This is a genomic window from Terriglobus tenax (assembly GCF_025685395.1).
In the GTDB taxonomy this organism is placed as follows: domain Bacteria; phylum Acidobacteriota; class Terriglobia; order Terriglobales; family Acidobacteriaceae; genus Terriglobus; species Terriglobus tenax.
On the sequence record NZ_JAGSYA010000004.1, the window covers coordinates 2,398,252 to 2,409,924 of the forward strand.

Genomic DNA, 11,673 nt, shown 5'->3' on the forward strand with positions numbered 1-11,673 from the left:
CGCGTCAAACTAATGCGGCACATCATTTACATACATTTGACGCGGTTTTGGCGCGATCTGCGGTGGTTACCTACCTGTAGGGTTACTCCAGCGCGATGACCCTATCGTTAGATAGCCTTAACTGCGCCAGTGCAGCTCCACCGGACCAGGCAGCGGATGCTCCCCTTCTCCGCTCAAACGCCGCTGTTTCAGGGCAAAGTACCATTTGGCCGGTTTATCGGCGTCGTCGATCAGCATCATCGCCGGCCGGAAGCGCAGCCCCTCGGCCTGTTCCATCATCGTTTCCTGGTCCTGGCGGACGAACCGTTTGCCGAACCACATTGCGATGGGCCGCACCACCGGCAGCCAGTGCAGCATGCTCCAGGCGGCGATGACATCAATGCGGCAGGTGGAGGCCGTCACCGGCGTTACGGTTGTCAGCGACGCGAACCAGTGCACAATTTCGCCGTTTTTACGGGCTAAAACCGTCTCGAAACGCCGATTTGGCAGCACAAAATCGATCGTTGTCTCCGGTTTTCCGATCAGCTTGTACGGCGCGGAGTTGGACGACGGCACATGCGGCGACATCCGGAAACCCTCCGGAATCGGCTCAAAATGCTTTGTTTTCTCGTGGATACTGGCCGCCGAACGCCACCACCACGCACGATGCACAAACGGTCCATGCGCCGGGTCCATCAGGCCAATAATGCCGTGGTCCACATTGCACGGAAGATCTGCCGAAATATGGGCGTAAGTAAAGTGTTTGCCGAACTTTGGCAGCTCGGGAACAGGCGGCAGGCTGGCCTGGACGCGGCTGGCGCCTGGCTCCGGCATGTACACCCAGGCATAGCCATCCTGCTCCACGCAGGGATAGGCGCCGGCGTAGATTTTGCCGGGCTGCAGGGTGTCAAACTGCGTCAGCGAAGGGATTTCGGCGCACTGGCCGCCGCAGGGCTCGAACTTCCAGCCGTGGTACTTGCACTGCACATGCTCGCCATCAAACCAGCCCGCGGAGAGCGGAATGCCGCGGTGGGGGCATAGATCCCTCATGGCAAAGATTCTGCCGTCATTCTTGCGGCCCAGCAGGAGAGGCACGCCCAGCAGAAGGGCGGTCGTGGTTTTGCCCTTGCGCAGCAGGTCGCTGCGCAGCGCCGGGTACCACTCGCCAAAAATCATCTCTGTCGGAGGGCCTTCAACCCCCTCCATCAGCTTGTCGTTGCGCAACTTCATCCGAGCCTGAGACTACAACAGAAGTTGCGAGATGTGCGTTGCGCGTTCTCTGTGGTGTGACGAAGAACACACGCCACCCAACTCGCATCGCGCAACTGCACCTACACTGATCTCACGTGAGAGCCCTTCCTCCATCGACGAGAAGAGTTTTGTGGCTGCTGGCCTTGTGGGCCGTGTTTTATGCCAGCTTTACGCTGTTTTCGCCGCCACTGCTGGACGATGCGGATTCCGTTCACGCCGAGGTGGCGCGTGAGATGGTGCAGCGCGGCGACTGGGTGACGCTGTATGCCAATGGCATCCGCTACCTGGAGAAGGCGCCGGTGCTGTACTGGTCCATGGCGGCGTCCATGAAGGTATTGGGGGCCTATGCCGCCGCGGCGCGCGTGCCCATGGCGTTGATGGTGCTGGCGCTGGCGGCGATCGCATGGATCTTCGGGAGCAGGCTGAACGGCGAGCGGGCTGGGTTTTATGCGGCGATCGTGCTGCTGAGCTGCTTCGGGATCTTTATCTTCAGCCGCATTCTGTTGCCGGATGTGGCGGTGTGTCTGTGGTTGACGGTGGCGATGTACTGCTTCTGGAGGGTGGAGAGTGCCTTGCCACCTACCCTAGAGTTGCGAGGATGGAGCACCCGTGGATATGAAACAGCGTACTGCTGGGGCTTTGCCGTCTTTTGTGCGCTGGGCGTTCTGACAAAGGGACTGATCGGTCTTGTTTTCCCGGGGGCCATTGCCGTCGTCTATCTGCTGCTGGCCCATGGGTGGCGAGGCATGCCGCGGCGGGTGTGGCAGATGCGGCCCATCAGCTCTCTGCTTGTCTTTCTCGCAGTGGCCGCGCCGTGGCATGTGTTGATCGGGCTGGCGAATCCGGACCACGGTCACCCGGTTGGCCTGATACGGCAGAACGGCCACTGGTTTGTACCGGAGCCCACGCTGGGCAATGTGCATGGGTGGACGTGGTTCTACTTCATGAACGAGCACGTGCTGCGCTACATGAACCTGCGGGTGCCGCGGGATTACGACACGGTTCCTCTGTGGCTGTTCTGGGCGCTGCTGCTGGTGTGGCTGTTGCCGTGGTCGGCATTTGTGTTGCCGGCGCTGAAACGGGTGCGGTTCCGGGACGCGACGAAGGCCGGCCGCGAGCGGCTGTTCCTGGCGGTGTGGGCGGCGGTGCCAATGCTGTTCTTCAGCTTCAGCACGCGGCAGGAGTATTACGTTCTTCCTGCGCTGCCCGCCCTGGCGTTGTTGATTGCCTGCTGGCTGCAGGAGGAAGCCGTCGAGGCCGAAAGCTTTGCCGTGCCGCAGCCATTGGTGGCTACCGGACAGCGCGTGGTGACGGTGATGTTTGTCCTCGGTGTCCTGATCATGATGGTCTGCGGACTTCTGCTGCTGAATGCCAAGGAGCCGCCGCCGGGCACGGACATTGCGGCGCTGCTGCAGCAGAATCCCGGGGAGTACGCTCTGTCGTTCGGGCACTTTCTTGACCTGACCGGGCCGGCGATGGGCATGTTTGAAGGCCCGCTGGGGCTGACGGCCGTGGCCTTTGGCGTGGGCACGGCAATGGCGTGGTGGAAGCGGCGGCAGTTTGAGCCGCATGTGTCGAACCTCTGGATCGTGGGGATGGCGTTTACCTTTCTGCTGGCGGCGCATACGGGGCTGCGCTTCTTTGCCCCGGCACTGACCTCAAAGCAGCTTGCGGACGCAATCAAGAACGATGTAACTCCGAAAGACCTGATCGTGATTCACGGCGAGTACGAGGCCGGGTCGACGCTGGGTTTCTACCTGCGGCGCAATGACATTCACATCTACGAAGGGCGCAGCGCGAACCTCTGGTACGGATCGTTCTTCACGGACGCTCCGAAGATCTTTGAAGACGAGGCATCGCTGAAGGCGAAGTGGCTGAGCCATCAAAGGGTCTTCCTGTGGACGGAGAGCGGCAAGGTGCCGCCGTTCCTGGGGAAGGATTACTTCGTGGTTCTGGAGAGCGGCGGGAAAGCACTGATCTCGAACTATGGGAATGTGGTCCCGAAGTAGGGGGAGTTTTCAGTGCTCTGTTGTCAGGTGTCAGAGAAGCAGATCGCTGCGGGATGACAGATCGGTGGAGATAACTCACAACTGAGAACTAAGAACTAACAACTGTCTTCACAAGTTTGCCCTTGTTCAGCTTGAAGGTTTCGCCTCGCCATTCAATGGTGTCGTCGGTCAGACCGAAGAGCCAGAGCAGGAGGCAAACCGAGTCCTTGAACGGGATGAGCCACAGGTCGCGCAGCACCTGTCCGTCGCGCAGTACGCCGACTCCAACGGTGAGGCACATGGCCATGCGGGCCAGCAGTGCCATGCTCAGCAGCGAGAAAGCCCAAAGGTCAAAGCCTGAGGCGATGACGGTAGCCAGAGCCCACGGTACGCAGTAGGTGGTGGGCAGGCCGAAGTAGCCGCCGGGGCGCGCATCGCGCACGGTGCGGTACCAGCGGATCTGGTGGCTCCAGTAGTCCCGGGCGGTGTATTGCGGGGCGGAGGTGTCGACAACCTCGTCTGAGAGCACAACCTGGTAACCGGCCTGGCTGATGCGCAGGCCAAGCTCGTAGTCATCGGCAAGGTACTCGACGATGGCTTCCAGGCCGCCGATCTCGGTGAGGATGCGCTTGCGCGTGGCCAGCGTTGCGCCCAGGCCGAAGTGGATGCCTTTCTCCATACGCCGCGCGACCATCAGGCCGGGAACGAAGTCGCAGGCGATGCCGAGAGCTTCGAGTTTTGCCCAGACCGTGGCTCCGCGCTGTGTGGTGAGTGCGCGATAAGCGCAGGTGACCATGCCGGTGCGGGCATCGTCAAAGGGCGAGAGCACGCGCGCCAGGTAGCGCGGCGAGACGAGGATGTCGGCATCGTTGATGACGATGTACTCATGCGCGGCGTGCGGCAGCATCTGGGCCAGGTTGCTGACCTTGCCGCTGGTGCCCAGCCGCTGTGGCGTGTGGACCAGGAGGATGTCCATCTGCGGGAACTCGGCCTGCAGACGATGGACTTCGGCGACGGCGGGGTCGGCCATGTCGGAGACGCCGAAGAGAAGCTGTACCGGCCCCTCGTACTGCTGGGTGCAGTGGCTGGCGAAGGCGGCGTAGAGATGCGGGTCCATGCCCTTGAGGGGCTTCATGACGGTGACGCCGGGCGCGAAGTCCGGGCGCTGTGTTTTGCGCCATGTGCGGACGAAGTCCCGCGTTCCCCAGAGCGACATCAGGCAGAAGGCGATTCCCGCGAGGGTGAGCAGAGCGAAGAAGATGGCAATCCCGAGGGCCATTGCTTCTAGGGTAAATGGAGCGGAGTTGCGAGTTACGAGTTGTGTGGTGTGAGTTGGGCCCTCAGGCCATTTCTACACACAATGCACAACTCAGCACGCACAACTTATTACTCGTAACGAAGGGCTTCGATGGGGTTCAGGTTGGCGGCTTTCCAGGCTGGGTAGATGCCGAAGACCAGGCCGATGCCGCAGGAGCCGATGAAGGCGGCGATGATCCAGACCACGGAGATGCTGACCGGCAGGAGGAAGTGCAGCAGGCCGGCGAGAATGCCTCCGACGGTGATGCCGATGAAGCCGCCGACGGCGCACAGGGTGATGGCCTCCAGCGTGAACTGCGAGAGGATGGTCTGCTTGGTGGCTCCGATGGCCTTGCGCACGCCGATCTCGCGGGTGCGTTCGGTGACGGAGACCAGCATGATGTTCATGACGCCGACGCCGCCCACCATCAGGCCGACGGACGAGAGGCCGAACATCAGGGCGAACAGGCCGCCGGTGATCTGCGACCACAGGCGGGTGATGGAGTCGGACGAGAAGATGGCGAAGTTGTCGTCCTTGTTGTTAGGCACCTTGCGGCGGCGCCGCAGCAGGTCGCGCAGCTCGTCTTCCACCAGAGAGCGGTTCTTCTGCTCGTCGTACTTCACGCTGACCCAGTAATCGAGGATCTCGGGGTGGATTTTGTGAAAGGTGGCCAGCGGCATGTAGGCGTAGTTGTCCTGCGGGTTCTTTCCGCCGCCTACCAGGGACTTCTGCTTGTCCATGACACCGATGACGGTGAAGAAGCGGTTGTCGAGGGCGATCTCCTGGCCGATGGGGTTTTCCGCAGGGAAGAGGCCGGCGGCGGTGTCGTAGCCGAGTACGACCACGTCGGAGGCGCGCTGTTCTTCGGTCTCCGTGAACATGCGGCCGGCGGTCAGGTTGTAGTCATACACGTCCTTGACAGAGGCGGTGTCGCCTTCAATGGAGACGGACTGTACCTTGCGGCTCTTGAACTTGGCGGTGACGTTGCCTTCGTTGAACTGCATGTTGGCATAGCGCAGGCCGGGTGAGACTGCGACGACGTGCGGCAGGTCTTTCATGGCCATGGCATCGTCATAGGTGAGCTGCTTGCGGGTCAGCATCTCGGTGGTGGGACGACCGAAGCCGAACTCGAAGCGGAAGACCCAGAGCACGTTGGTGCCGAAGCTGGAGACAGCCTCTGAGACCTGGCCGTTGAGGCCGTTGATGACCGACGAGATCAGGATGACGGTGGAGACGCCGATGACGATGCCAAGGATGGTGAGACCGGAGCGCAGCTTGTTGGCGCGCAGCGTGTCCATGGCCATGGTGACGGTTTCTTTGAAGTCGGCGAGTTTCATTTAGAGCTCCGACCGCAGCGCAGTGATGGGGTTCAGCATGGCTGCCTTTCGTGCGGGATAGACGCCGAAGAAGAGGCCGGTGGCGGTGGCGACAAAGAGCCCGGCAAAGATGCTCCAGACGGCGAGCGAGGAGGGGAAGCCGAGAGCGAAGGTGATGCCCTGGGCTACACCGACTCCTCCGATGACGCCAAAGGCGCCGCCGACCAGGGACAGGGTGGCGCTTTCGATAAGGAACTGCAGCATCACGTCTTTGCGCTTGGCGCCGAGCGCCTTGCGGACGCCGATCTCACGGGTCCGTTCGGTGACCGAGACCAGCATGATGTTCATGATGACGATGCCGCCGACCACCAGGGAGACGCCGGCGATGGCGACGGCCACGGCCTCAAAGCTGCCGGAGATCTGGTTCCACAGGCCGACGAAGCTGTCATTGGTATCCAGCGAGAAGTCGTCCTCTTCGCCGGGGCGGTTGTGACGTTCGCTGCGTACCAGGGTGCGGACCTCTTCGACGGCGGCGTTCAATGGCTCGCCGGTGGCTCCGGCCTTGGCGTACAGGCGCACGCTCTTGGAGGAACCGTAGGTGCGCTGGAAGGTGGTGATGGGGACGGCCACCCAGTTGTCCTGGCTGGAGCCGAAACTCTTACCCTGTTTCTCGCCGACGCCGATCACGGTATAGGGCACGCCGTCGACACGGATCTCCTGGCCGAGCGGGTCGTTGCCGCCGAGCACGTTGTCCTGGATATCCGTGCCGATGATGGCGACGTGGGCGTTGTGCTCTTCCTCGGTGGGGGTGAAGCTGCGTCCCAGAACGACGTTCAGGTTGTACATGGGCGGCATGGAGGAGGTCCATCCGCGGATATCGGTGTCCGTGGTGGAGTGCGTTCCGGAGACAACCTTGCCGGTGGAGGTCTGCGTTGCGCCGACGGCCTGGCAGTGCTTGCAATGTTCCAGCACGAAGCGGTAGTCGTCCAGGCGGAGGATCTTGCGCTTCTGGAACTTGCTGTACTCCTCATAGCTGGTAATCACCGTGGGCTGCTTGCTGACGGTGAAGACGTCCGCGCCGTAGCGGTAGATCTTTTCGGCGACGTAGACGTTGGCGCCGTTGACCAGGGTGACCACAGCGATCACCGAGCCGACGCCGATGACCACGCCGAGCAGCGTGAGCACAGAGCGCAGCTTGTTGGACCACAGCGACTGCAGAGCAATCTTAACGGCTTCGCGGAATTCCATATAGGTGATTCTTGCTGGTGATAAGGGTACGTCAGAAAGAGGACAGAAGTTTCCCCGGAAGAATTTTGCGGGAGGAGGGAACTTTGTGAATCGCGACCTACTAGTAGGTAGTCTATTTGGATATGCAGAACGACACCGCAGAGCGAATCAAGAGGGTCACCCACGAGCTGCTGATTGAGCGTGGATATTCCGCTTTCAGTTATGCCGACATCGCCGAGGCGATCTCCATTCGCAAGGCGAGCATTCACCATCACTTTCCAACGAAGGCGGAGCTGGTGGTTGCCGTGCTGCAGCAGCATCGCGAGGCGCTGGAAAGGAACACAGCCCTGCTGGACGAGAAGTTGCCGTGGGCTTCCGATCGCCTTCGCCAGTACCTGGGCTATTGGGAGGCATGCATCCGTGAACAGAAGGAGCCGTTCTGCATTGCGGCCCTGCTAGCGGTGGAGTTGCCAAGCCTGCCCGAGGAGGTACAGCGCGCTGTGAAGCAGCACTTTGAGGTGCTGCTGGGCTGGCTGATTCGGCTGCTGAAGGCGGGTGCCCGGGATGGGTCTCTCCGACTGGAGCAAGGCGCGGAAGCCGAGGCCGAGATGCTGATGGCCGTGGTGCATGGAGCGATGAGCTCGGCACGGGTTGCGGGCTCGGGACAGGTTTACCAGGTCATAACCAACGGGGTGTTGCAGCGGCTGCTTGCGGGCTGACGCACGACTCTCCTTCAACATTTTTCGCTTCACAACCTACCAACTAGAAGGTAGAAAAGGTGCCATCATGAATGCCAATCAAAACCTCCGTAATCTCTATGCCACACGTGCCGCCGTGCAATCGCTCTGGGCTGCCACCTACCTTGCCCTTGCCGTCAAGACTCCCGCCTTTGGGGCGGTGATGCTGGTGCTGTACCCGCTGTGGGATGTTGCCTCGACGATCTACGACCTCAGAACCAACGTGGGCGCGGCCTCCTCGACGCTCAGCGTGCAGTATGCGAATGTGCTGATTGGACTGGCGACGGCGGTGGCCCTGGCTGTCTTCGGCTTGCGGAACGAGGCTTATACCGTGGCCAGCTTTGGAGCGTGGGCTCTGACGGCGGGAGTTCTGCAGCTGGCCGTCGGGGTCCGTCGGCGCAGCCAGACGGGAGGCCAGTGGGCGATGATCCTGAGCGGAGCGCAGTCCACCCTTGCCGGCGGCGCTTTCATCCTGGGTGGCCTGGGCGGCAAGCTCCACGGGAAAGATCTGGGAGGCTACGCGGTCTTCGGTGCGGTCTACTTCCTGGTGGCCGCCGCGCTGCTGACGCGGAGGCTGGCGAAGGCTCCCCTGGCCGATTGATGGTTAGCCGGGGAGCCGGTTCTAAAGCAGCGATTTCACCTCGATGCGGCGGATCCAGATTTCGGAGTACTCAATTTCGATGGCGATTTTGCCGCGGGTGAGAGGGAGGAAGCTGCCGGGTTTTTGGGGATCGGGAGCTTCCAGCCTGTTCACGACGTTTACGGCGCGGCCATTGACAATGTTCACGGCGCGATCCCCCTGGTGGATGACCTCGACCGTATTCCAGCCGTCGAGAAGCTCGAAGTTGCCATCCTTGACCATGCGTCCGGTGGAGGGTTCGGTGGTGGAAGGCTTCCCGGCGGCGCGCTCCATGGCGCTGCCGGGGGCGGGCCAGCCATGGGTGGGGCTGATGCCCTGCCCGAAGAGTCCCGCGGAGTGATTGCCCTGCACGCCGCGAACGCCGCCGACGAGGAAGAAATCTCCGACATCGCCTTCTTCAATCTGACATTCGACGCAGGTGGGCCAGACCTTGTCCTCGCCGATCAGTGCGTAGAGCAGGCCGTTATCGCGTTTGGAGAGAGTGCGCGGGGCAAAGGTCTTCTGGCCCCACTTGTACTCCATGCGGATGCGGACGTTCTCAAACTCCTGGTGCGTGGCCAGGTAGCCGGGCTCGAATTCTTCCTCGGTGACCTGGCTGCCCATGATGTGCAGCATCTCTTCCTCGATGGTGACCATCTTCTTGGCCTCGGCAACGCCTTTGCCGGATTTCTGCAGCATGGTGTACCAGCCGGAGAGGTCGCGGTCGTTCAGAAGCGAGACCCAGCCGTTGGCACCGGCGGGCGGCAGAGGCGGTGCGGAGCTTTGCGCCAGCAGCGAGGCATGGGGCAGAAGGGCGGGGGCAAGTGCAAGGGAGGCACCGTTTCTGAGGAGTTCGCGGCGATTCATGGGGTCTCCTGGAATGCGCACCAAGCCTAAGCCATGGGTGTAGATACGCGGTAGACTAAAGGTGCAGATGGGGCCGGATGGTCGCTGCCAGCTTCGGCTGGGAGAGGAAAGTCCGAACTCCGTAGGGCAGTGTGCCGGATAACGTCCGGGATGCCGGTTTCAAGACCGGTAGACGGCAAGTGCCACAGAGAAGATACCGCCGCAGGACGCGAATGCAGCTTGCGGTAAGGGTGAAAAGGTGCGGTAAGAGCGCACCGCGCAGCTGGTAACAGTTGTGGCAGGGTAAACCCCACACGGAGCAAGACCAAATAGGCGGGAAGATGGTCCTCGACCCTGATGGGGCCATCGCGTATCGGCCCGATGCGCCAAGGGGGGTTCCTGAAGCGGCTTGCCGCAACAGGCCGGAACTCGCGGGTAGGTTGCTGTTGAGTGTCCGCAGTAATGCGGCGCCTAGAGGAATGACCGTCTAGAACAAAATTCGGCTTACGAGCCTTGTCTGCAAGTACGGCCCCGGGATGCGCATGCATCCCGGGGCCGCCAACGTTTATGTCTTTGCACGCTTCCGATTCGCTCGTCGCCCTTTGAGAATCCACAAAATTGGCAACGAATAAATGGCTATATCGCATATTGCGGCAAGAACCATAAAACCTATCCCTGAAGAAGAATGAATTCCTTCCGGAAAGAAGAGGGCGGCCGGTAATACTCCCGGAAGCAGTGCAAAGATGACGAAATTAAGGCCAGGAATGCTGGCGATACCAGCAAATATGCCGACGATCAACACTGCAATCAGAAGAGACCAAAGATATACGTGCTTTTGCATTGCAAAGCATCATATTGGAGACTTTCGTCTGAACCAGAAAAGAGAGACAATCAAGCCCATGGAACTTCGCGTCCGTCTTTCGTCTTTTGTCTTTGCTGAGAACACTTCGCTGACCCGCAATGTTGCGAAGGTCGCGTTGGGAACGCTGTTCCTGGCGGCTTCGTCGTGGATGGCTGTGCCCATGTTCCCGGTGCCGATCACCATGCAGACCTACGCGGTGCTGGTGGTGGGTGCTCTGTTTGGCGCGCGTATGGGCGTGATCACTGTGCTGGCGTGGCTGGCGGAGGCGCTGATCGGCCTGCCGGTGCTGGCGCACGGTTCGGCTGGTGCAGCGGTGTTCCTGGGGCCGACGGCGGGCTACATTGCCAGCTTCCCGGTTACAGCCGCTTTTATCGGCTGGCTGGCTGACCGCAAGGCGCTGAACGGCGTTGCTGCCAACTTTGGCGCGATGCTGGCCGGCAATGCCATCAACCTGGCGATGGGCGCGGCGGTTCTGGCCGGATTTGTGGGCGGCAGCAAGGCGATCGCCATCGGTGTGGTTCCCTTCCTGATCGGCGCGGTGGTCAAGGCTGTTCTGGCTACTGGAACCTGCTTCGCCGCCAAGCGCAGTTTCAAGCCAGCGAACTAACGATGATTCGCCTGCGTCCGCATCACCTGCTGTGCATGCTGACCTATAAGGGCGAAGGCTACTCGCAGGAATTTGTGAAGAACTTCGACCGGCTTACCCGGCAGCTTGCTGCCACGGGAGAGCCGGTCGAAGTCGTTTCCGGGCCGGATGATGTGTGCGCTCCGCTGCTGGAGAGCGGCGAGTGTCACTGCTTCAGCCCGAGCGTAGTGGAGCGCGACCAGAAGGCGGCGGAGGAGTTGTCTGCTCTGCTGGGCGAGGTGGTGGCTCCCGGTGCAACGCTGCGGCTGACCCCGGCAAGGCTGGCCATGATGAAGACAGCCTTCCGCAATGGGGATATCCGGTCGGCGTGCGTGGAGTGCCCCTGGAAGGATCTGTGTGACGGGATTGCCGCGCGGGGATTTGCCGGGACACGTCTGCCGGGGTGAGATCTGAGATTGCCGAAAAACAGAGACACCGGCCATCGAGGCCGGCGTTCCTGTTTTTCGGTGGAGTTTTTCAGGACTGCATGGCAGGTAGAGTTGCAGGAGAGACTTGACGGCATACACTGTGTCTCGTACAGTATGTGATGTACAGGATATGACAAACCTTCTTCCACCTCCCGATGTTGCCGAAAGCCTGACGCTGGAGCTGCGGCGCGGATCGCTGGTGCTGGCCGTTCTGGCGGCCCTGCGGCAGGAGCATTACGGTTACACGCTCCGGAAGACGCTTGCCGAGCAGGGTCTGGAGATGGAGGAGAGCACGCTTTATCCGTTGCTGCGACGGCTTGAGAGCCAGGGACTTTTGACCAGTGAGTGGCGCGAGGAGGAGAAGCGGAAGAAGCGCTTCTACCGACTGTCGGCGGCTGGCAGCCAGGTCTTTGAAGCGCTGGTGGCGGAGTACGCCGGAATTACGGCTGCGCTGAAACGCATTCTTGCACGGGAAGCTGTCCTGAAGGGGTGACTGGG

The 11,673-nt window shown here is 61.3% G+C and carries 12 protein-coding genes and 1 other RNA gene; 7 read left to right on the plus strand and 6 right to left on the minus strand.

Features of this window, described 5'->3' with window-relative positions:
• Positions 1–117: 117 nt before the first annotated feature.
• Positions 118–1,209 carry a Rieske 2Fe-2S domain-containing protein gene (locus OHL13_RS15690; RefSeq protein WP_263411070.1) on the minus strand — a complete coding sequence of 364 codons (1,092 nt, stop codon included), beginning with the start codon at positions 1,207–1,209 and terminating at the stop codon, positions 118–120.
• A 149-nt stretch (positions 1,210–1,358) separates the two neighbouring features.
• Between OHL13_RS15690 and OHL13_RS15695 the strand changes: the two genes are divergently transcribed.
• On the plus strand, positions 1,359–3,239 hold the full coding sequence (locus OHL13_RS15695) for an ArnT family glycosyltransferase (protein ID WP_263411071.1): 1,881 nt from the start codon (positions 1,359–1,361) through the stop codon (positions 3,237–3,239).
• A gap of 88 nt (positions 3,240–3,327) precedes the next feature.
• Here OHL13_RS15695 and hpnI read toward each other — a convergent pair whose 3' ends face one another.
• From hpnI to OHL13_RS15710, 3 genes are all read right to left on the minus strand, one after another.
• The gene (gene hpnI, locus OHL13_RS15700) at positions 3,328–4,497 is read right to left on the minus strand and encodes a bacteriohopanetetrol glucosamine biosynthesis glycosyltransferase HpnI (protein ID WP_263411072.1); all 1,170 of its coding nucleotides are present in this window, start codon (positions 4,495–4,497) and stop codon (positions 3,328–3,330) included.
• Between the two features lie 107 nt (positions 4,498–4,604).
• Positions 4,605–5,852 carry an ABC transporter permease gene (locus OHL13_RS15705; RefSeq protein ID WP_263411073.1) on the minus strand — a complete coding sequence of 416 codons (1,248 nt, stop codon included), beginning with the start codon at positions 5,850–5,852 and terminating at the stop codon, positions 4,605–4,607.
• Positions 5,853–7,079 (minus strand): ABC transporter permease, encoded by a 1,227-nt coding sequence (locus tag OHL13_RS15710; RefSeq protein WP_263411074.1) that lies wholly within the window; start codon positions 7,077–7,079, stop codon positions 5,853–5,855.
• A 122-nt stretch (positions 7,080–7,201) separates the two neighbouring features.
• On the opposite strand from OHL13_RS15710, the gene OHL13_RS15715 reads away from it, so the two are divergent.
• Both OHL13_RS15715 and OHL13_RS15720 read left to right on the plus strand, forming a co-directional pair.
• Positions 7,202–7,777 carry a TetR/AcrR family transcriptional regulator gene (locus tag OHL13_RS15715; RefSeq protein WP_263411075.1) on the plus strand — a complete coding sequence of 192 codons (576 nt, stop codon included), beginning with the start codon at positions 7,202–7,204 and terminating at the stop codon, positions 7,775–7,777.
• Positions 7,778–7,844: 67 nt separating this feature from the next.
• The gene (locus tag OHL13_RS15720; protein ID WP_263411076.1) at positions 7,845–8,396 is read left to right on the plus strand and encodes a hypothetical protein; all 552 of its coding nucleotides are present in this window, start codon (positions 7,845–7,847) and stop codon (positions 8,394–8,396) included.
• Between the two features lie 21 nt (positions 8,397–8,417).
• On the opposite strand, the gene OHL13_RS15725 is transcribed toward OHL13_RS15720, so the two are convergent.
• Positions 8,418–9,281 carry a 3-keto-disaccharide hydrolase gene (locus tag OHL13_RS15725; protein ID WP_263411077.1) on the minus strand — a complete coding sequence of 288 codons (864 nt, stop codon included), beginning with the start codon at positions 9,279–9,281 and terminating at the stop codon, positions 8,418–8,420.
• A gap of 65 nt (positions 9,282–9,346) precedes the next feature.
• Here OHL13_RS15725 and rnpB point away from each other — a divergent pair.
• Positions 9,347–9,783: RNase P RNA component class A (gene rnpB, locus OHL13_RS15730), an RNA gene on the plus strand.
• 42 nt (positions 9,784–9,825) lie between these two features.
• Here the strand turns inward: rnpB and OHL13_RS15735 are convergent.
• Positions 9,826–10,101, minus strand: a complete 276-nt coding sequence (locus tag OHL13_RS15735) for a hypothetical protein (protein ID WP_263411078.1) — start codon at positions 10,099–10,101, stop codon at positions 9,826–9,828.
• Between the two features lie 58 nt (positions 10,102–10,159).
• Between OHL13_RS15735 and OHL13_RS15740 the strand changes: the two genes are divergently transcribed.
• From OHL13_RS15740 to OHL13_RS15750, 3 genes are all read left to right on the plus strand, one after another.
• Positions 10,160–10,729 carry a biotin transporter BioY gene (locus OHL13_RS15740; RefSeq protein ID WP_263411079.1) on the plus strand — a complete coding sequence of 190 codons (570 nt, stop codon included), beginning with the start codon at positions 10,160–10,162 and terminating at the stop codon, positions 10,727–10,729.
• Positions 10,730–10,731: 2 nt separating this feature from the next.
• A complete protein-coding gene (locus tag OHL13_RS15745; RefSeq protein WP_263411080.1) occupies positions 10,732–11,154 on the plus strand; it encodes a DUF1284 domain-containing protein in 423 nt (140 codons plus the stop codon).
• Positions 11,155–11,305: 151 nt separating this feature from the next.
• Complete coding sequence (locus OHL13_RS15750) at positions 11,306–11,668, plus strand: PadR family transcriptional regulator (RefSeq protein ID WP_263411081.1); 363 nt, start codon at positions 11,306–11,308, stop codon at positions 11,666–11,668.
• Positions 11,669–11,673: the final 5 nt, after the last annotated feature.